This is a genomic window from Sphingopyxis jiangsuensis, assembly GCF_016734905.1.
Taxonomy (GTDB): Bacteria; Pseudomonadota; Alphaproteobacteria; order Sphingomonadales; family Sphingomonadaceae; genus Sphingopyxis; species Sphingopyxis jiangsuensis.
In genome coordinates, this window is record NZ_JAERPO010000002.1 from 356508 (window position 1) to 375785 (window position 19278).

Below are 19278 nucleotides of genomic sequence, written 5' to 3' on the forward strand. Positions count from 1 at the left end.
TAATGAGCGAAACCGGCAACGACGATAGCGGCACGGCACCCAATCCCTTCCTGCCCTCCCCCGACGATCTCCAGCATTGGACGAGCGTCATGACGCGCGCGCAGCAGATGATGCTCGAATATGCGCTCGGTCAGGCCCAGGACGATGCCGATGCCCGGCCGCTCTTCGATCCGGCAAAATGGCTGGACACGCCGGCGACCGAAGTCTGGGCCGCCCAGACCTCGAAGATGTGGGAGCAAGGCGTCGCCTTCTGGTCGTCGCTCGCCACGCTCCAGCCCCCCTTCGCACCGTCGCCTGCCGAGGATGCGCCAAGGGACCGGCGCTTCAGCGATCCCGAATGGACGGCCAACCCGGTGTTCGCGCTGATCCGACAGACCTATGGCCTCTTGTCCGAGCAATTGCTGGCGACGACGCGGCAGGTTGCCGGGCTCGACGATGCCGCGCGCGCCAAGCTCGAATTCGCCGCAAAGAATATGGCCGAGGCGCTGTCGCCCACCAATCTTGCGCTCACCAATCCCGAGGTCATCAAACGGGCGGTGGAAACGCGCGGCGAAAGCCTGCTCAAGGGGCTGAGGCATATGCTGTCCGACCTGTCGCGCGGGCAGCTCAGCCACGTCGATCCCGACGCGTTCGAGGTCGGGGTCAATATCGCGACCACGCCGGGCAAGGTTATCCACGAAACCGACCTTTATCAGCTCATCCACTATGCGCCGACGACGAAGGAGATCTTCACGGTCCCGCTCGTCATCTTCCCGCCGTGGATCAACCGTTTCTATATCCTCGACCTCAACCCCGCCAAAAGCTTTGTCAAATGGGCGACCGAGCAGGGCCTTTCGGTGTTCATGGTGTCGTGGAAATCGGCCGACGAAACGATGAAGGACGTCGTGTGGGACGATTATGTCGCGGCGCAGGTCGATGCGATCGACACGATCCGCGACCTGCTCGACGTACCGCATGTCCATGCGATCGGCTATTGCGTGGCGGGGACGACGCTCGCCGCGACGCTGGCGATGCTCGCGGCGAAGGGCGAAGCCGACAAGGTCAAGTCAGCGACCTTTTTCACCGCGCAGGTCGATTTCGAGTTCGCGGGCGAGCTCAAGCTGTTCGTCGACGACAATTATCTCGCGCTGCTCCAGCAGCTATCGGCGCCGGGCTATCTCGACGGGCGCTATATGGCGGCGACGTTCAACAGCCTGCGCGGACGCGACCTCATCTGGAATTATGTTGTCAGCAATTATCTGCTCGGCAACGACTATCCGCCGTTCGACCTGCTCTATTGGAACGGCGACACGACGAACCTGCCGGCGAAGTGGCACCGCCAATATCTGGTCGACCTGTATCGCGACAACCGGCTGGTCATCCCGAACAGCCTGTCGGTCTGCGGCACGCCGATCGACCTGCGCAAGATCAAGACCCCGACCTATATCCAGGCGGGGCGCGAAGATCATATAGCGCCGCTCGCGAGCGTTTGGCGGCTGATGGATCATCTGGCGGGGCCAAAGACATTTCTGCTCGCGGGCTCGGGGCATATCGCCGGGGTCGTCAACCCGCCGGCTGCGGGAAAATATCAATATTGGACGGGCGACAATAGCGCCCCGACGCTCGCCGAGTTCGAAGCCAGCGCGACCGAGACAAAGGGCAGCTGGTGGCCGCACTGGATCGGCTGGATCGCCGAACAGGACGCCGGGAAAATTCCCGCCAAAGGCACGCGCATCCCCGGAAAGGGCAAGAAAAAGGCCATCGAAGACGCCCCCGGCCGCTATGTCAAGCAGCGGTAATATCGCGTAAATATACTCGGCCCCGGACCGGCATTCGAAGATTCATTGTGCGCTGCACAAAAAATCCTTGAAATCGCCGTTCCACTCCTATATTGTGCAGTGCAACAAAAAGGAGTTGTCCCGATGGCTACCAAGATGGATAGTGCCGAAAAGGCTTTCGAAGCCGCGACGCTGGAAACTGCCGCCAAGCCGGTGGCCGCTCCGGCAGTTGCCGCCACCCCGGCGGCTGCAAAGCCCGTTGCGGCTCCCGTGAAAACCAAGACGGTGAAGGCAAAAGCCAAGCCGACTGCGAAAAAGGCTGCTGCCCCCAAAGCCGCAGCCAAGAAGGTCGCCCCCAAGAAGGCGACCGTGAAGAAAATTGCCCCCAAGGCCGCGCCGAAGCCCGTCGCTGCCACCAGCAAAGGATTCAAGACCATGAACGATACCGTCAAGAAGTTCGCCGACGAAGCCAAGACCCGCGTCGAAGCCCTGACCGCCGATTTCAACGATCGCGCCAAGGAAGCGATGTCGAAGTCGAGCAAGCTCGCCGAAGAAGCCGTCGAATTCAACAAGGCCAATGTCGAAGCGCTCGTCGAATCGGGCAAGATCGCTGCCAAGGGCATGGAAACGCTCGGCCAGGAAGGCGTCGCCTTCGCTCGCAAGAGCTTTGAAGACACGACCGCCGCGCTGAAGGGCTACACCGCCGTCAAGTCGCCGACCGAATTCTTCAAACTCTATGCCGAAAACAGCAAGAAGGCGTTCGACGCCGCTGTCGCGCAGACCTCGAAGACCAGCGAACTCGTCGTCAAGCTGACGAACGACAGCTTCGCGCCGATCTCGAACCGCGTGTCGGTCATCACTTCGAAGATGAAGGCCGCCTAAGCGACTTCACCTTCGCGTCGGCGCGGGCACTTCCCCCTCCCCCCGCCTGCGCTGACCATAGAAAGGCCGCCCGCTTCCCCGTGAAGCGGGCGGTTCTTTTTTGCGCATCGGGTCCCGTGCAAGAACAAAAGGCGGTTAACATCGCCCCCGCCCCCTTGCGAATCCGTCCGCGCGTGCGATATTCCGTCGATGATGTTTCCCGATCCCGAATTTCTGCCGGTCCGCGCGATGGCGGACAAGGACGACGACGCTGGCGGCGCGCCCGGTGTCGGCATTGCGACGCGCACGCGCGCAAAGCCCAAAAAGCCATCGATGTACAAGGTGCTGCTGCTCAACGACGACTATACCCCGATGGAATTCGTCGTGATGGTCCTTCAGCGCTTCTTCAACATGGATATCGAACAGGCGACGCAGGTCATGCTCCACGTCCATCAACAGGGTGTCGGCGTGTGCGGCGTGTTCAGCTACGAGGTCGCCGAAACCAAGGTGAACCAGGTGATGGACGCCGCGCGGCAGAACCAGCACCCGCTGCAATGCACGCTGGAAAAGGCGTAATAGCAGGTACCCGTGCACGCGGGAGGGTATCAGGACCCGGCCTGCGCAATCCCTGCCCGCGCCGGAGCGGCGGCATTCTCTTTTGGTGCAGAAAGCAACCGGTTACGGCCAATTGCCGACGTTCATATATCGTCATCCCGGCGCAGGCCGGGATCTCGCCGGTGCGTGAAACCGCTGGGGTGAGATCCCGGCCTTCGCCGGGATGACGAAGGTCTGGGATCGACCCAAAGCCGACGTCCCGCCGAAATCGAGACCCCGTCAGCTGAAATCGAGCTGGACGATCTGCGTCGGCGTCGCCCGGCAATAGATCTCCATCGTCCGCGCACCCTCGGGATAGGTTGCGGTCATCGCGGCGCGAATGCGCCAGCCGCCATTGCCCTGCTCGAGGTGGATCAGCCGGTCGTAGGACAGGCGCGTCCCGCCCGTGACGCCAATCTGGCGCGCGGCGTCGTTCATGCAGTTCTGGACCGATGGCCGCGCCGCGGCAGGCAACTGGCCGAGATCGGCGCTGAGCGCCGCGGGACCGCTGCCCGGCTGGGACACGACCTCTTCGGGCGCCACATCCTCGTTCGATCCCGCTTTCTTCTTGCCACTGGCCAGCAGCGCGAGCAGCCCGCCTGCAACGACAATTCCGCCGATGATCAATCCGGTGCTTGGCCCTTTCTTCTTTTCGGGCTCGGGTCCGGGCAGCGGCACAAGATTATTGTAGCCATAGCGGAAATCGGCACGGCAGCCGTTGTTTACCCAGATATAATTGGCAGTATATCCCCACTGGCGACCGGCATTGCATGTTCCGCCGAGGCGCCGGGCCAATTCGACGCGACCGTGCGTCGTAACGCTACACTGCTGATAGCGTCCACTGCGCGACTCGCATCGAACCGTACCGGCGAAATCATTGCCGGGCTGGACGGGAACCGCCCCCGCATAGCCATAATGAAATTCGGCACGGCAATTGCCCGACACCCAGATCTGGCGTGCCGAATAACCCCATGTCCGATTCGCCGTGCAGCGTCCGCCGAGCACCCGCTTGATCGCAACGCGATTGTCGGTGCGCACATTGCACCGCTGCATCTGGTTGTTGCGCGATTCGCAGCGGATCGAGCCCTTGTAGCCATCCGACGGACGGGGCGGCTGGATCTGCGGTCTACCGGGATTGGCGGGAACAGGTAAAGTCGTCTGTGCAAAGGCGGGAACGCCTGCGGGACCTATCACCAGTGAAGTTGACACAATCGCGGATACAATATGATTTCTCATAACCCCTCCCCTCGATGCATGATGTCGTCGTTCGATATTTCCTGTTACTGCCCGTGAACGCGCATCATGCTTCCACATCTTCCGCCAGATTGCCATCATATTGTGACGACAGGATGAATCCGCGCCGACAGCCCCGCGCGCCGCTCGACGGAAGACGAGACCCCGGCGCGCGAAGACGGCCCGCAGCTTGCGCCCCGACGTGCATCCGCTAAGGACGGCGGATGGATCAGATCGTCATTCGCGGCGGCCAGCGACTCAAGGGCCGTATTCCCATTTCCGGTGCCAAGAATGCCGCGCTCACGCTGCTTCCCTGCGCGCTGCTCACCGACGAGCCGCTGACCTTGCGCAACCTGCCGCGGCTCGCCGACGTCGACGGCTTCGGCCACCTGCTCAACCAGCTCGGATGTTCGACGACGATCGAAGGTTCGCGGCCCGAAGATTTCGGCCGCGTGATGACCGCGCGCACCACGACGCTGACCTCGACCGTCGCGCCCTATGACATCGTCCGCAAGATGCGCGCGTCGATCCTCGTGCTCGGGCCGCTGCTCGCGCGCGCGGGCGAGGCGACGGTGTCGTTGCCCGGCGGCTGCGCGATCGGCAACCGCCCGATCGACCTGCACCTCAAAGCGCTGGAAGCCTTTGGCGCCGAAATCGAACTCGCCTCGGGCTATGTGAAGGCCGTCGCGCCCGGCGGACGCCTCGCAGGCGGCAAATTCACCTTTCCCGTCGTGTCGGTCGGCGCGACCGAAAACGCCGTCATGGCGGCGGTGCTGGCCAAAGGCACCTGCGTGCTCGAAAATGCGGCGCGCGAGCCCGAAATTGTCGACCTCTGCAACTGCCTCGTCGCGATGGGCGCACATATCGATGGGATCGGGACCGAGACGCTGACGATCGAAGGCGTCGACCGGCTCCACGGCGCGACCTATCGCGTCATGGCCGACCGCATCGAGGCGGGCAGCTATGCCTGCGCCGCGGTGATTACCGAAGGCGATGTCGAACTCGTCGGCGCGAAAGCCGGCGAGATGGAAGCGACGCTCGCCGCGCTGCGCGAAGCAGGGGCGACCGTGGAAGGCACGAAATCGGGCATCCGCGTCGCCATGTCGGGCCGCGCACAGCCGGTCACGCTGTCGACCGCGCCCTACCCCGGCTTCGCGACCGACATGCAGGCGCAGTTCATGGCGATGGCCACGCTCGGCACCGGCGCGTCACTGTTTACCGAGACGATCTTCGAGAACCGCTACATGCACGTTCCTGAACTGGCGCGCATGGGCTGCGACATTCAGGTCAAGGGCCGCACCGCGGTGGTGCGCGGCGTCGATCACCTTGTCGGCGCACCGGTGATGGCGACCGACCTTCGCGCGTCGATGAGCCTGATCATCGCGGGCCTGGCGGCGCAGGGGCAGACCGAGGTCAACCGCGTCTATCACCTCGATCGCGGATACGAGCGGCTCGAGGAGAAACTCCAGGCCGTCGGCGCCGACATCGAACGGATCAGCGCGGGCTGATTTTTCCGCCTTTTCCCGTTCGCATCGAGCGAAACGGAACTAGGGTCAGGCCCCTTAGGTATTTGGGTCGTTTTCCACCGGCACCGCGACCATGTTGCCGCTGACCGTCGGACGCTCGGGGCGCTTGGCGACGGCGATTACCAACCCGACGAGCGCGACCGCGCCGCCCGCGATCGACAGCGGCGCCCAGCGATAGCCCTCGAACAGTGTCGACATGCCCATCGCGACGATCGGGATCAGCACGCTCGACCAGGCCGCCTGCCCCGGCCCGACGGCGCGGATGATGTTGAAATAGAGCGGAAAGGTCACCGCACTGGCGATCACGCCCAGATAGACGATGCCGCCCAGATAGACGAAGCTCTGTTCGATACGCGGCGCGCCGGTCGTCGCAAAGGCGAACAGGCCGTTGGCGCACGCGCCGATCAGCATCGCCCACGCGAGCATCACGATCATCGATTGCGAACGGGCAAAGCCGGTGCCCTGCATGATGTTGGCGCTCGACGCGCTGAGCACGCCGGCAAGCGTGAAGAGCGTGCCGATAACGACCGCTTCGGGTCCGATCGCGGCGGCGCGATATTCCTGCAGGATCATCATCGCGACCCCGACGATGGCAATCCCCGCGCCGACCAGAAAGCGCCGCTCGAGCGGGGTGCGCAGGAACAGGCGGCCAAGCAGCGTGTTGGGCACGATCAGCAGCGCGAACAGCACCGCGACAAGGCCCGAGGCGATATATTCCTCGGCGCGATAGACGAAGTTGAAATTGAAGACGAACTGCGAAGCGCCGAGCAAGGCGGCGAACCCGAGGCCGCGACCGTCAAGGAACAGCCGCTCGCGGCGCAGCGCCGCAAAGGCGAACATTGCGCCGCCTGCGACGAAAAAACGATAGCTGACGGACCAGCTCGGCGGAACGACGCCAAGCTGTCCCTTGATGACGATCCACGTCGATCCCCAGATCAGCGTGACGAGCAGGAAAGGGACAAGGACGCGCGGGGTCAGCAGCGTCGGCTGCGCCTCGCTCATAGCGCGGCGATCGCCGCTGCGAGCGGCGCCACGGTCGCCGCATCCTGGTCCCAGCTCACAACGAGCCGCGCTGCGCCCTCGCCCCAATCGTAAAAGTCGAAACCGGCGGCGCGCAATTGCGCCGCCTCAGCAGCGGTCAGCCGGACGAACAGCTCATTCGCCTCGACCGGGTGCATCAGCCGGTCGCCGCACGCTTCGGCAAGCGCCGCGGCGCCGGCATTGGCCGCGCGCGCATTGGCCAGCCAGAGGTCGTCCTTCAGCATCGCGCAAATCTGCGCCGCGACAAAGCGGCCCTTGCTCAGCAGGTGCCCGCCGCGCTTCTTCAATTCGCGCACACCCGCGCCGCCGCTGCCGCCGAAAAAGACGATCGCCTCGGCCATCATCGCGCCATTTTTGGTGAAGCCGAACGACAGTGCATCGACCCCCGCGCGCCACGTGACATCGGCGGGCGAACCGCCGCGATAGGCGACGGCATTGGCAAAGCGCGCGCCGTCCATGTGCAGCTTCAGCCCCTCGGCCTTCGCTACCTCGCCGATCGCCCCGACCTCGCCCGGCTCCCACGACAGGCCATATTCGGTCGCGTTGGTGATGCTGATCGCTGCGGGCTGGACCTGGTGCACATCCTTGCGGATGCCGGCAAGCCGCGTCTTGAGCGCCTCGAGGTCGATCTTCGCGCCGCGCCCCGGCAGCGGCATCAGCTTGGCGCCGCCCGAGTAAAAGGTCGGCGCGCCGCATTCGTCGACCTCGATATGCGCTTCTTCGTGACAGAGAATGCCCTGCCACGGCCGCACGAAATGCGCGAGGATGATGCTGTTCGCCGCGGTCCCCGTCGACACCCAGACGACTTCGCACGACGTCTCGAAAAGGTCCGAAAAGGCGCGGTCGAGCGACTGGCTGAGCGCGTCGCCGTCATAGGCGGTGTCGACAGGGTTGGCGGCCGCCAGGGCCTCCATCACCGCGGGATGCACCGTCGCGGCGTTGTCGGAGAAGAAGCGCATGGCTGTCATGCCGCCGCCCTTAGCGCAGCGCAGCGCGGCTGCTAAGCCCTCATTTCGACTGGCGCGCGAGCAGCTTCAAACGCAGCGCGTTGAGCTTGATGAAACCCGCCGCATCCTTCTGGTCATAGGCGCCGGCATCGTCCTCGAAGGTCACATGGCGCTCGCTGTACAGGCTGTGCGGCGATTTGCGGCCGACGACGCTCGCATTGCCCTTGTAGAGCTTGAGCCGCACCGTGCCGGTCACCTTCTGCTGGCTGTGGTCGATCGCCGCCTGCAGCATCTCGCGCTCGGGCGCGAACCAGAAGCCGTTATAGATGAGCTCGGCATATTTCGGCATCAGCTCGTCTTTCAGATGCGCCGCGCCGCGGTCGAGCGTGATGCTTTCGATGCCGCGATGCGCGCGGGCATAAATCTCGCCGCCGGGCGTTTCGTACATGCCGCGCGACTTCATCCCGACGAAGCGGTTCTCGACAAGGTCGAGGCGGCCGATGCCATGCTTGCGGCCAAGGTCGTTCAATGCCGCGAGCAGCGTCGCGGGCGACATCGCCTGCCCGTTGAGCGCGACGCCATCGCCGCGCTCGAAATCGATCGTGATATATTCGGGCGCGTCGGGCGCGTCCTCGGGATTGACCGTGCGCGAATAGACATAGTCGGGAGTCTCTTCCCACGGGTCCTCGAGCACCTTGCCTTCGGACGAAGTGTGGAGGAGGTTCGCGTCGGTCGAGAAGGGACTTTCGCCGCGCTTGTCCTTGGGAACCGGAATCTGATGCTTTTCGGCCCAGGCGATCAATGCGGTGCGACTGGTGAGGTCCCAGTCGCGCCACGGCGCGATCACCTTGATGTCGGGGTTGAGCGCATAGGCGCTCAGTTCGAAACGCACCTGGTCATTGCCCTTGCCCGTCGCACCGTGCGCCACCGCGTCGGCGCCGGTTTCCTTCGCAATCTCGACCAGCCGTTTCGAGATCAGCGGGCGCGCGATCGAGGTGCCGAGCAGATAATCGCCCTCGTAGCGCGCATTGGCGCGCATCATCGGGAAGACGAAGTCGCGGACGAATTCCTCTTTCAGGTCGTCGATATAGATATGCTCGGGCTTGATCCCCATCAGCTCGGCCTTGGCGCGCGCGGGCTCCAGCTCTTCGCCCTGCCCCAGATCGGCGGTGAAGGTCACGACCTCGCAGCCATAGGTAACCTGAAGCCATTTCAGGATGACGCTCGTGTCGAGGCCGCCCGAATAGGCAAGGACAACGCGCTTGATGGAATCGGTCATGGCTGTACCTTTGGCTGGAAAGACGCGGGCGCGGCTAGCAGGCTGCCGGTTGCGGCGCAAGCGGCGGGGAGGCCTTATGGGCAAGGCGGAAATCAAGACCAAGGCCACCGACGTCGCGGTCGATGACTTTATCGCAGCGGTTCCGCACGACAGGCGGCGCGAGGAAGCGCGCATCGTCGACGCCATCCACCGCCGCGTCACCGGCTTCGAGCCCAAAATGTGGGGGCCGTCGATTATCGGCTATGGCAGCTATGACTATGTCTATGACAGCGGCCATTCGGGAACGATGTGCCGCGCGGGATTCAGCCCGCGCAAGGCGGCGATGACCGTCTATCTGATGGGCAATTACTGCGACCGGCAGGCCGAGGCCGACGCGCTGTTCGCGCGGCTCGGCAAGCACAAGACCGGGAAATCCTGTCTTTACATCAACAAGCTCGCCGACGTCGACCTCGACGCGTTCGAAGGGCTGGTGGCGCTGAGCTGGGACGTGATGAACCGGCTTTATCCCGCCTGACCTCGTCATCCCGGCTTTCGCCGGGATGACGATTACGTTGCAACGCGCGTGTGGCCCGCCTCCGCCGCCGCCATATAGTCGCGCGTCAGCGGCAGCGCGTGGCGGCTGCGCGCGAACTGGATCTGGTAATTGCCCATTCCGCCGCTTTCGAACGCCGCGGTCGCACCCGCGAGGTAAAAGGTCCACATTCGATAGAAGCGCTCGTCCTTGAGTCCGGTGATCTCGTCCCTGTGCGCGAGCGTGTTGGCATACCAATGGCGTAGCGTCTTGGCATAATGGAGCCGCAGCGTTTCGACGTCGGTGACGATCAACCGGCTCTTTTCACTGGCCGCAAGCGTCTCGCTGAGCGCGGGGATATAGCCGCCGGGGAAGATATATTTGCGCGTGAAGGCGTCGGTCGAGCCGGGCTTTCCGAACCGCCCGATCGTGTGGAGCAGCATCACCCCGTCGGCGGTCATCAGGTTGGCGCAGGCGCGGAAGAAAATATCGAAATTGCGCGCGCCGACATGTTCGAACATGCCCACCGAGACGATGCGGTCGAAGCGCCCCGCCTCGCGCGCGGCAAGGTCGCGATAGTCGATCAGCTCGAACCGCACGCGGTCGGCCACGCCCGCCGCTGCCGCGCGCTCCTGCGCAAGCGCGAGCTGTTCGTGCGAGAGGGTGATGCCAAGCACCTCGACGTCGGCGAGCTTCGCGAGCGTGATCGCCATCCCGCCCCAGCCGCAACCGATGTCGAGCACCCGCTGCCCCGGCGCAAGCGCAAGCTTTGCCGCGATATGCACCTTCTTCGCTTCCTGCGCTTCGTCGAGCGTCATGTCCTCGCGCGGCCAGTAGGCGCAGCTATATTGCATGTCGGCATCGAGGAAGAGGCGGTAGAGATTGTTGCCGATGTCGTAATGATGCGCGACGTTCGACCGTGAACGGCTGCGGCGATTGATCGAATCGATGCGCGTCTTGACCCAATCGACCGCTTCGCCGACCGGCCCCTTGTCCTTGAGTTTGGCGCCGCGATCCCACGGCGTGTTCATGCGCAGCAGCGCGACCAGCTCCATGATGTCGCCCTGCTCGATCAGCATCTCGCCGTCCATGAAGGCTTCGGCGGCGCCGAGCCGCGGGTCGAGGATGATGCGGCGCATCCCCTTGCGGCTGGTGAAACGGATCGCGACCTCGGGAAAGCCCGGCGCCGGCGTGCCATAGGTTTCGACCGTCCCGTCGGGACCGGTGACGGTCAGGCGCCCCTTGTGGATGACGCGCGAGAGAAAGGGGGAGAGTATCGACATGGCGGTCACTCGTCTGCGACTTCGAATCGCTTTTCCTTCAATCAGATACCGGCATACCATTCATAATCGACGCGGTCTTCCCAATAGCCGCCCTTGCCCCGGCCGATGCCGTCGAGGCTGGCGACCGCCTCGATGCCGGTCAGATATTTGGCGTGCTTGTACCCCAATTGCCGCTCGAGCCGCAGGCGCAGCGGCGCGCCATTGGCGATCGGCAGCACCGCGCCGTTGAGCGCCCAGGCAAGGATCGTCTGCGGGTGGCGTGCGTCGATCATGTCGCAGCTTTCATAATAGAGCGCGTCGCCGAGCCGGTCGGCGCAGCGGAAGACGATATAGCGCGCGGCATCGCGCACCCCCGCCGCCTTCAGGATCGTCGCAAGCTGCGGCCCCGTCCATTCGCCGATCGCGCTCCACCCCTCGACGCAATCGTGGCGCGTGATCTGCGAGCGCTGGGGCATCGCGCGAATGTCGGCCATCGACAGCGACAGCGGCCGCGCGACAAGTCCCGTCACCGCGACGCGCCAGTCGGCGAAGCCCCGCGCCGCGTGCGCGGCATAGTCTGCACCCGGCGGCAGGCGGGTTCCGTTCGCGCGAAAGACGGGCGACAGGTCGGCGCGGGAAAATTCGCGCGCCAGCGCATTGCGGTCCATCAGCGCGCGCTGGCTCGCGCGGTTCATCTCCTCGCCCATCGACAATATCTTGCGGACCGCGGGCGCATCGTTGATCGCGTCGCACCCGGCGAGCAGCGGTAGCGCCCCGGCGGTCGCAACAAGGCCGCCCGCGCGCGTGAGCAGGCGGCGGCGCGGGATGACGACGCCGCTCATGCGCCCATGTCCTTCACATCCTTCGGCTCGGGCAGCCGGAACCAGCCCGTCACCATCGACCGGATCTCGTTCACCGGACCGGCGAGCAGCACCATCGCGATGTGGACGAGAAAGAAAGCAACGAGCGCCCATGCCGCGATGAAGTGGATCGACCGCGCGCTCTGCCGCCCTCCGAACAGGTCGAGCATCCACGGCGCCGCTGCATTCATTCCGGGCGACATCGTCAGCCCCGTCGCGATCATCAGCGGCAACAGCACGAAAATTACCCCGATATAGCTCAGCTTCTGGAGGATATTGTAACGCGCCGCCGCCTCGCCGGTCGGGAAGCGCAGCCGCGCATGCTCCTTGATGTCGTGCCAGATATGGCGCGGCGACCATTCGGCGCGGCGGACGTGCAAATCCTTGCGCAAATGACCTCCGAACACCGTCCACAGCATGTAAAGCGTCAGGCTGATCGCGAGCACCCAGGCGAAGAAGAGGTGCCAGCGCCGCCCGTCGGCAAGGCTGTAGCGCGTCGGGATCGTCGCCCAGCCCGGAAACGCCCAGGTCTTTTCGACGCCCGCGCTGTCGGTCCAGCGCCCGAGCACGCCCGTCGTCTCGACGCGCAGCGATCCGACGCGCAGAAAACCGCTGTCCTCGGTCGCGCCGATCACCAGCCACGCCGGATCGTGGTTCGCGCCATATTGCCCCCAATAGAGACGCGGGTGCGCGTTGAAGATCATCAGCCCGCTCATCAGCAGGACGAGCAGGGTCACGGCATTGGTCCAGTGCCAGATGCGCGCTGGAAGCCGGTGACGATAAACGCGCTTCGGCGGCGGTGCGGCGGGAGCGGCAGGAGCGGCAGGAGGCGTAGCGTCGGCCATGTCTCCTGTTCGCTCCCTCCGCTTCGCCGGTTACGCGGCGACTTCGGCCTTATATTCCTCGCGGAACCGGTTGCGCAAACTGACCTTGTCGATCTTTTCGCTGCCCAGCTTGGGCAGCGCGTCGTCCGACATCCAGATCTTGCACGGAACCTTGTAGGACGCGAGCCGCTGGCCGAGGAAGGAGCACATGGCGTCGGCATCGACGCTGCTTCCCGGCTTCATCCAGATCACCGCGCCCACGACTTCGCCGAGCCGTTCGTCGGGCAGTCCGAACACCGCGCACTCGTTCGCCTCGGGGTGCGCGTAAATCGCCGCCTCGACCTCCTGGCAGCTGATGTTCTCGCCGCCGCGGATGATGATGTCCTTCTTGCGGTCGACGATGAACAAATAGCCATCCTCGTCGAGATAGCCGAGGTCGCCGGTGCGGAAATATCCATTGGGGAAAAAGGCCGCCTTGGTCGCCGCCTCATTGTTCCAATAGCCGTCGAAATTGCACACCGAACGGATGCACACTTCGCCGACCCCGCCCTGCGGGAGGCGTTCGCCATCGTCGTCGAGGATCGCAAGGTCGACGAGCGGCTTCGACGCCGGCCCGGTCGACAGCGGCTTGGCGAGGTAATTCTCGTTGATGATGCCGCATCCGACCGCGTTGGTTTCGGTGAGGCCATAGCCGAGCAAAGGCTTGCCCTCGCCCATCTCGGTCGCGAGCCGTTTGACATGCTCGGGCGGACGCGGCGCGCCGCCGCCCGCATAGCTCTTGCACGTCGACAAGTCGTAATTCTTGCGGTTGGGGTGAACGAGTATTTCATAGCTCATCAGCGGAACCCCGACGAAATAGTTGCACTGTTCGTCCTGGATCAGCCGCATCGCCTCCTCGGCATTCCATTTGGGCATCAGCACGAGCTTGCGCCCGAGCGCAAAGCTCTGGAGGAAAACGGGAATTTCGGCCGTGACGTGGAACAGCGGCGTGCATACCAGCGTCGCGGGCTGAAGCTCCGACATCTGCCCGTCCTCGGTCAGCAGATGGACGATGCTCGCCGTCTGCGTGACATAGTTGAAGACCGCCTGACAGATCGCCTCGTGCCGCGAATAGGCCCCCTTCGACTGGCCGGTCGATCCCGATGTGAAAAGGATCGTGGCAAGATCGTCGCCTCCCAGCTTGGGCAGTTCGGTTTCAGCACCGCCGCCCGCCCCGGTGATCGGCGCGAGCGCCTTGTCGAGGGGCTGCGCGATGTCGAGCGTGATGACCTTTGCGCCGTGCGACACGCCGGGTTCGGCAAGCCGCGCCGCGCGCTGGACGTCGGCGATCACCAGCTTGGCCTCGGCATCGTCGATCCCGGCCGCGAGTTCGCCGCCCTGCCACCAACCGTTGAGCAAGGTCGCGCAGCCACCGGCGAGCAGGATGCCGACATAGGTCACGCACCAGGCGTTGGCGTTGCGCATCGCAAGTCCCACGCGGTCGCCGCGCTTCACCCCATGCGCCTCGACGAGCGCGGCCGCGACCCTGCGCGCCGCGCCATAAAATTCGCGGAAGCTCAGCCGCGCCTCGCCTTCGACCAGAAAGGTCGCATCGCCATGCTGCGCACAAAAAAACGCAACATAATCGGCCAGATTCGTCGGCGCATTGGTGATGAAGGACATCTCGCGCCCGTGGCGTTCGACGGTCCCGACCTGGATCGGACCGCCGGGGCCTGTGATCAGATTATAGGCGGCTTCCAGGCGCAAATCGAGCGCGGATGGCATCGGGTACTCTCCTCTTGGTCTCGTCGCACTTACCCCTTATGGGGAAGCCTCTTCTGGGGAAGGTCCGAGATATTTATGTTTCTTTTTGCAACCCTAGCGGACGCAACGCAATATGTGAACTTCCAAGAGATGATGGGGGCGAACAGCGAGATTGCGTTCAGCGTCTTCGGCCTGCCGATCCGCTGGTATGCGCTTGCATATCTTGCCGGAATCTTCCTCGGCTATTGGTATCTGCTCAAGCTGATTGCACAGCCCGGCGCCCCGATGGCGCGGCGCCACGCCGACGACATGATCTTCTATGCCATGCTCGGGATCATCCTCGGCGGGCGGCTCGGTTATGTCCTTTTCTATAATCTCGAAGCCTATATCGCCGACCCGGTGGCGATCCTCCGGCTGTGGGACGGCGGCATGTCGCTCCACGGCGGCGTCCTCGGCGTGCTGGCCGCCATCTGGTATGTGACGCGCAAGGAAAAGCTGAGTTTCCTGCGCTTTTGCGACTATATTGCCTGCGTCGTCCCCTTCGGCCTGTTCCTCGGGCGCGTCGCCAATTTCGTCAACGGCGAACTGTGGGGCCGCGTAACGACGGTACCATGGGCGATCGTCTTCCCGGGCGGGGCAGGCGATCTGCCGCGCCACCCGAGCCAGCTTTACGAAGCAGGGCTCGAGGGGCTGGTGATGATGGCGGTGCTCGCCTGGCTCTTCTGGCGCACCGACGCGCGTTACAAGCCCGGCTTTCTCGTCGGCATGGCGTCGATCATCTATGGCATCAGCCGCTTTGCGGTCGAGTTCGTACGCGAGCCCGATGTCCAGCGGCTATGGGTGGTCGAGGCGACGGGCCTGTCGATGGGCCAGTGGCTGACGGTCCCGATGATTGCGATCGGGCTATGGCTCGTCGCGACTGCCAAAGGCCGCCGCCAGCGCGTCGAACCGGTCGCGGGAACCGACAGCATTGCCTGACCGCCCGCCCTCACCGGCGCAGCTTTTGACCGAAATCGCGGCGGCGCGGGGGGTGAGCGTCGCCGACTATATGGCGGCCGCCAATGCGCACTATTATGCGACGCGCGACCCGCTCGGCGCCGCGGGCGATTTCACCACCGCGCCCGAGATCAGCCAGATGTTCGGCGAAATGGTCGGCATCTGGATCGCCGACCTGTGGACGCGCGCGGGGCGCCCCGCCTTTCGCTATGTCGAGCTCGGCCCCGGCCGCGGCACGCTCGCCGCCGATGCGCTGCGGGTGATGACGCGTTTCGGCTGCACGCCCGCCGGCGTCGAGCTTGTCGAGACGAGCGCGGCGCTGCGCTCGGCCCAACTGTCACGCATCGCGCAGGCCGAGCATCATGACGAGGTCGCGGCGCTACCCTCCGACACGCCGCTCGTCATCGTCGCGAACGAATTTTTCGACGCGCTGCCCGTCCACCAATATGTCCGCACCGGCGACGGATGGCGCGAACGCATGGTCGTGCGCCGCGACGGACGGCTGCACGCGGTTCCCGGCGATGTGCCCGCCGACGATGCCGTCCCCGCCGCGCTGCGCGATGCCGACGAGGGCGCGATCGTCGAGACCGCCCCCGCCTCCGCCGCCGTCATGCAGGCCTGCGCCTTTCGCCTCGCACGGCAGGGCGGCGCGATGCTCGCGATCGACTATGGCCATGTCGGCCCGGCAGCGGGCGACACGCTTCAGGCGGTTAAGGCGCACAAATATGCCGACCCCTTCGCCGACCCCGGCGAGGTCGACCTGACCGCGCACGTCGATTTTGCCCCGCTGGCAGAGGTCGCGCGGCGCGCGGGGGCAATCGTCCACGGCCCCGTGACGCAGGGCGCCTTGCTGCGCGCGATGGGCATCGACGCGCGGCTCGCAGGCCTGTCCGCCGCCGCGCCCGACCGCGCAGAGGAGCTGACCGGCCAGCGCGACCGGCTCGTCGATCCCGATGCGATGGGCGACTTGTTCAAGGCGATGGCGGTGACCGCGTCCGGCTGGCCGCGCCCCGAAGGCTTCGGGATGGCGGCATGACCCAGATCGAACTCGCGACCGCGCGCGACGCCGAAGCGCTGTCGGCTTTTGCCGAGGCGTCTTTCGCCGCCACTTTCGGCCATATTTACGATCCCGCCGACCTTGCCGCCTTCCTTTCCGGCTGGAACCCGCCCGAACGGCTGCGCGCGCAGATCGCCGATCCCGACTGGACGATCGCGCTCGTGCGAAATGGGGACGGCACCATCGCCGGCTTCGCCAAGCTCGGCCCGGTCGATTTCGACCTCCCCGCCGGACAGCCTGCCGACAATGCAGTCGAGCTGCACCAGCTTTATGTCGCAGAGGAAGCCAAAGGCCGCGGCATCGCCGCCGCGCTGATGGACTGGGGCATCGTCTGGGCGCGGGCACGCGCTGCGATCCTCTATCTGTCGGTCTTCACCGAAAATCCGCGCGCGCAGGCTTTTTATCGCCGCTATGGTTTCGTCGATGTCGGTCGCAACGCCTTTCGCGTCGGCAATCATGTCGACGAGGACCGCATCTGGAGGCTCGACCTTTGACCCCGCCCTTCGCCACCGCCGCTCCGCTGGCCGGAGTCCCGCACGGATTTTTCGGGCGTCAGGGCGGCGTGTCGACGGGCGAGCTCGCCTCGCTCAACTGCGGGCTCGGGTCGGGCGACGATCCCGCGCTGATCGCCGAAAACCGCCGCCGCGCCGCCGACGCGGTGCTGCCGGGCGCGGCGCTTACCGGGCTTTATCAGGTCCATGGCGCACGCTGCGTCATCGTCGATGCGGCCAGCGACCTTGCCGCACGGCCCGAGGCCGATGCGCTCGCGACGCGCACACCGGGCATCCTGCTCGCCATCCTCACCGCCGACTGCGTGCCCGTGCTGTTCGCCGATGCCGAAGCGGGCGTCGTCGGCGCGGCGCATGCGGGGTGGAAGGGCGCGCTCGCGGGTGTCACCGACAGGACGCTCGCCACAATGGAAAGCCTCGGCGCGCGGCGCGACCATATCGCCGCCGCCATTGGCCCGTGCATTGGCCGCGGCTCCTATGAGGTCGACATGGTCTTCGTCGATCGCTTCTGCGCCGATGATGCTGCCAACGAACATTTCTTCGCCGCCGGTCGCCCCGGTCACGCGATGTTCGACATCGCCGCCTATGTCGCCGCGCGCCTCGCCGCAGCGGGAGTGGGCAGGATCGACATCGGCGGGCAGGATACTTGCGCCGAAGAGGCCGACTATTTCAGCTATCGCCGCGCGTGCCTGCGCGGCGAAGGCGGCTATGGCCGGCAGATATCGATAATCGGGATCGCAAACCAGGCGGCCCAAGACCATTGATCGTCATTCCGGCGAAAGCCGGAATCTCGCCGTTGCGGCCCAACGCTTCGAAGAGATCCCGGCCTCCGCCGGGATGACGGAAAAGAAAAGGGAGAGGCAATGACGCGGACGCAATTTTTGGGGCTGATCGGCGGCCTCGGCCTGTTCGCCGCGATGCTGCTGATGCCCGCGCCCGAAGGGATGGAACCGACCGCGCAGCGCGTTGCGGCGCTCACCCTGCTGATGGCGGTCTGGTGGATGACGCAGGCGCTGCCGCTCACCGTCACCGCGCTCCTCCCCTTCCTTATCGTTCCCTTCGCGGGCGTCATGTCGGCGCGCGAGATCGCCAACGAATATTATGATCCCATCCTCTTCCTGATCCTTGGCGGCGCCTTTCTCGCGCTTGCGATCGAGCGCGTCGGGCTCCACCGCCGCCTCGCGCTCGCGCTGCTCAAGCTCGCGCCGCCGACTTCGACCGGTCTGCTTTTCGCGTTCATGGCGGCGACCGCGATGCTGTCGATGCTGATTTCGAACACCTCGACGACGCTCATCATGGTGCCGATCGCGCTCGCGGTCTTGCGCGCGGGCGGGATCGAAGCCGCCGAGACGCGCGGCTTTGCCGGAGCGGTAATGATGGGCATCGCCTTTTCGGCGTCGATCGGCGGGCTGGGAACGCTCGTCGGCAGCCCGACCAACGCCATCGCCGCGGGGCTGATCGAGCGCGCGCTCGGCCTCCATATCGGCTTCGCCACCTGGGCGATGTACGGGATTCCCGTGGTCGCGCTCGCTGTCCCCGCCGCGATGCTCATCCTCCAGCGCGTCCAGCGACTGAAGGACCATCCCTTCGACGGCGCTGCCGCGTCGGGCGCGCTCGGGCATCAGGCGATCTGGTCGACCGCCGAGCGCCGCGTCGTCCCCGTCGTGGCGCTCGTCGTCGGGCTGTGGATGCTCCAGCCGCTGCTCGAGCCCTTCGTTCCTGCAGGCTCGCTCACCGACGGCACGATTGCGGTCGCTGGCAGCCTGCTGCTTTTCCTCCTTCCCGACGGCACCGGTCGCCCGCTCCTGATATGGAAAGAGGCCGACCGCGCGCCCTGGGGCGTCATCATGCTGTTCGGCGGCGGGCTCGCGCTCGCGGCGTCGATCACCGCGAGCGGACTCGCGGCCTGGCTCGGCAGCGTGCTCGCGCCGCTGGGTTCGATCCCGACCATCGCGCTCGCGGCGATCATCGTCGCGCTCACCATCCTCGTCACCGAATTTGCAAGCAATGTCGCGACTGCAAGCGGGATCATGCCCGTGCTCGCCGCGCTCATCGCCGCGACCGGCGCCGATCCGATCCTGCTCGCGCTGCCCGTCGCAATGGCCGCGAGCTGGGGCTTCATGCTGCCCTCGGGCACCGGTCCCAATGCGATCGCCTGGGCGACCGAGCATATCGCGCTGCCGCGCATGCTGACGGCGGGGTTTGCGCTCGATATCATCGGCGTGCCGCTGCTGATCGGCGTCATCTGGGCGATTGCGATGCTGGGGTGACGCGCGGC

General features: G+C 65.3%; 18 protein-coding genes. 10 read left to right on the forward strand and 8 right to left on the reverse strand.

What is annotated here, in order from left to right; translation table 11 throughout:
* Positions 1-2 precede the first annotated feature (2 nt).
* The 3 genes from JI743_RS08435 (at position 3) to clpS (ending at position 3194) form a co-directional block, all read left to right on the forward strand.
* The gene (locus tag JI743_RS08435; protein ID WP_201927850.1) at positions 3-1778 is read left to right on the forward strand and encodes a PHA/PHB synthase family protein; all 1776 of its coding nucleotides are present in this window, start codon (positions 3-5) and stop codon (positions 1776-1778) included.
* A 123-nt stretch (positions 1779-1901) separates the two neighbouring features.
* Positions 1902-2639 carry a phasin family protein gene (locus tag JI743_RS08440; RefSeq protein WP_201927851.1) on the forward strand — a complete coding sequence of 246 codons (738 nt, stop codon included), beginning with the start codon at positions 1902-1904 and terminating at the stop codon, positions 2637-2639.
* 189 nt (positions 2640-2828) lie between these two features.
* A complete protein-coding gene (clpS, locus tag JI743_RS08445; RefSeq protein WP_390881119.1) occupies positions 2829-3194 on the forward strand; it encodes an ATP-dependent Clp protease adapter ClpS in 366 nt (121 codons plus the stop codon).
* Between the two features lie 258 nt (positions 3195-3452).
* Here clpS and JI743_RS08450 read toward each other — a convergent pair whose 3' ends face one another.
* Entirely contained in the window at positions 3453-4406 is a 954-nt protein-coding gene (locus tag JI743_RS08450; RefSeq protein WP_201927852.1) for a DUF3011 domain-containing protein, read from the reverse strand.
* A gap of 263 nt (positions 4407-4669) precedes the next feature.
* On the opposite strand from JI743_RS08450, the gene murA reads away from it, so the two are divergent.
* A complete protein-coding gene (murA, locus tag JI743_RS08455; protein WP_201927853.1) occupies positions 4670-5953 on the forward strand; it encodes a UDP-N-acetylglucosamine 1-carboxyvinyltransferase in 1284 nt (427 codons plus the stop codon).
* 54 nt (positions 5954-6007) lie between these two features.
* Here the strand turns inward: murA and JI743_RS08460 are convergent, their stop codons facing one another.
* The 3 genes from JI743_RS08460 to JI743_RS08470 are packed head-to-tail and all read right to left on the reverse strand — an operon-like array spanning position 6008 to position 9238.
* Complete coding sequence (locus JI743_RS08460) at positions 6008-6973, reverse strand: DMT family transporter (protein WP_201927854.1); 966 nt, start codon at positions 6971-6973, stop codon at positions 6008-6010.
* On the reverse strand, positions 6970-7971 hold the full coding sequence (locus tag JI743_RS08465) for a threonine aldolase family protein (RefSeq protein WP_201928716.1): 1002 nt from the start codon (positions 7969-7971) through the stop codon (positions 6970-6972). The genes JI743_RS08460 and JI743_RS08465 overlap by 4 nt, the downstream gene beginning before the upstream one ends.
* A gap of 49 nt (positions 7972-8020) precedes the next feature.
* Positions 8021-9238: an argininosuccinate synthase gene (locus JI743_RS08470; RefSeq protein ID WP_201927855.1), complete on the reverse strand. Its 1218-nt coding sequence runs from the start codon at positions 9236-9238 to the stop codon at positions 8021-8023.
* Positions 9239-9314: 76 nt separating this feature from the next.
* Between JI743_RS08470 and JI743_RS08475 the strand changes: the two genes are divergently transcribed.
* Complete coding sequence (locus JI743_RS08475) at positions 9315-9752, forward strand: DUF1801 domain-containing protein (RefSeq protein ID WP_201927856.1); 438 nt, start codon at positions 9315-9317, stop codon at positions 9750-9752.
* Between the two features lie 32 nt (positions 9753-9784).
* Here JI743_RS08475 and JI743_RS08480 read toward each other — a convergent pair whose 3' ends face one another.
* The 4 genes from JI743_RS08480 to JI743_RS08495 are packed head-to-tail and all read right to left on the reverse strand — an operon-like array spanning position 9785 to position 14459.
* Entirely contained in the window at positions 9785-11032 is a 1248-nt protein-coding gene (locus JI743_RS08480; RefSeq protein ID WP_201928717.1) for an SAM-dependent methyltransferase, read from the reverse strand.
* A 41-nt stretch (positions 11033-11073) separates the two neighbouring features.
* Positions 11074-11853 carry a molybdopterin-dependent oxidoreductase gene (locus tag JI743_RS08485; RefSeq protein ID WP_201927857.1) on the reverse strand — a complete coding sequence of 260 codons (780 nt, stop codon included), beginning with the start codon at positions 11851-11853 and terminating at the stop codon, positions 11074-11076.
* Positions 11850-12716, reverse strand: a complete 867-nt coding sequence (locus JI743_RS08490; protein ID WP_201927858.1) for a cytochrome b/b6 domain-containing protein — start codon at positions 12714-12716, stop codon at positions 11850-11852. The genes JI743_RS08485 and JI743_RS08490 overlap by 4 nt, the downstream gene beginning before the upstream one ends.
* Before the next feature lie 30 nt (positions 12717-12746).
* A complete protein-coding gene (locus JI743_RS08495; RefSeq protein ID WP_201927859.1) occupies positions 12747-14459 on the reverse strand; it encodes a class I adenylate-forming enzyme family protein in 1713 nt (570 codons plus the stop codon).
* A gap of 75 nt (positions 14460-14534) precedes the next feature.
* Here JI743_RS08495 and lgt point away from each other — a divergent pair, with 75 nt between their 5' ends.
* From lgt to JI743_RS08520, 5 genes are all read left to right on the forward strand, one after another.
* Positions 14535-15416: a prolipoprotein diacylglyceryl transferase gene (gene lgt / locus JI743_RS08500; RefSeq protein WP_201927861.1), complete on the forward strand. Its 882-nt coding sequence runs from the start codon at positions 14535-14537 to the stop codon at positions 15414-15416.
* Between the two features lie 25 nt (positions 15417-15441).
* Positions 15442-16470, forward strand: coding sequence for a class I SAM-dependent methyltransferase (locus tag JI743_RS08505; protein ID WP_236659833.1), 1029 nt, complete (start codon positions 15442-15444; stop codon positions 16468-16470).
* A complete protein-coding gene (locus tag JI743_RS08510; RefSeq protein WP_201927863.1) occupies positions 16467-16985 on the forward strand; it encodes a GNAT family N-acetyltransferase in 519 nt (172 codons plus the stop codon). The genes JI743_RS08505 and JI743_RS08510 overlap by 4 nt, the downstream gene beginning before the upstream one ends.
* Positions 16982-17764 (forward strand): peptidoglycan editing factor PgeF, encoded by a 783-nt coding sequence (pgeF, locus tag JI743_RS08515; RefSeq protein WP_201927864.1) that lies wholly within the window; start codon positions 16982-16984, stop codon positions 17762-17764. The genes JI743_RS08510 and pgeF overlap by 4 nt, the downstream gene beginning before the upstream one ends.
* 99 nt (positions 17765-17863) lie before the next feature.
* A complete protein-coding gene (locus tag JI743_RS08520) occupies positions 17864-19270 on the forward strand; it encodes an SLC13 family permease (protein WP_201927865.1) in 1407 nt (468 codons plus the stop codon).
* Positions 19271-19278 lie beyond the last annotated feature (8 nt).

Bases quoted from the DNA above. Each gene is read 5' to 3' on its own strand.
- lgt (WP_201927861.1), top strand. From the start codon at position 14,535: ATGTTTCTTTTTGCAACCCTAGCGGACGCAACGCAATATGTGAACTTC.
- JI743_RS08440 (WP_201927851.1), top strand. From the start codon at position 1,902: ATGGCTACCAAGATGGATAGTGCCGAAAAGGCTTTCGAAGCCGCGACG.
- JI743_RS08460 (WP_201927854.1), bottom strand. From the start codon at position 6,973: ATGAGCGAGGCGCAGCCGACGCTGCTGACCCCGCGCGTCCTTGTCCCT.
- clpS (WP_390881119.1), top strand. From the start codon at position 2,829: ATGATGTTTCCCGATCCCGAATTTCTGCCGGTCCGCGCGATGGCGGAC.
- JI743_RS08480 (WP_201928717.1), bottom strand. From the start codon at position 11,032: ATGTCGATACTCTCCCCCTTTCTCTCGCGCGTCATCCACAAGGGGCGC.
- murA (WP_201927853.1), top strand. From the start codon at position 4,670: ATGGATCAGATCGTCATTCGCGGCGGCCAGCGACTCAAGGGCCGTATT.
- JI743_RS08475 (WP_201927856.1), top strand. From the start codon at position 9,315: ATGGGCAAGGCGGAAATCAAGACCAAGGCCACCGACGTCGCGGTCGAT.
- JI743_RS08510 (WP_201927863.1), top strand. From the start codon at position 16,467: ATGACCCAGATCGAACTCGCGACCGCGCGCGACGCCGAAGCGCTGTCG.
- JI743_RS08485 (WP_201927857.1), bottom strand. From the start codon at position 11,853: ATGAGCGGCGTCGTCATCCCGCGCCGCCGCCTGCTCACGCGCGCGGGC.
- JI743_RS08435 (WP_201927850.1), top strand. From the start codon at position 3: ATGAGCGAAACCGGCAACGACGATAGCGGCACGGCACCCAATCCCTTC.
- JI743_RS08520 (WP_201927865.1), top strand. From the start codon at position 17,864: ATGACGCGGACGCAATTTTTGGGGCTGATCGGCGGCCTCGGCCTGTTC.
- JI743_RS08470 (WP_201927855.1), bottom strand. From the start codon at position 9,238: ATGACCGATTCCATCAAGCGCGTTGTCCTTGCCTATTCGGGCGGCCTC.
- JI743_RS08465 (WP_201928716.1), bottom strand. From the start codon at position 7,971: ATGCGCTTCTTCTCCGACAACGCCGCGACGGTGCATCCCGCGGTGATG.
- JI743_RS08495 (WP_201927859.1), bottom strand. From the start codon at position 14,459: ATGCCATCCGCGCTCGATTTGCGCCTGGAAGCCGCCTATAATCTGATC.
- JI743_RS08490 (WP_201927858.1), bottom strand. From the start codon at position 12,716: ATGGCCGACGCTACGCCTCCTGCCGCTCCTGCCGCTCCCGCCGCACCG.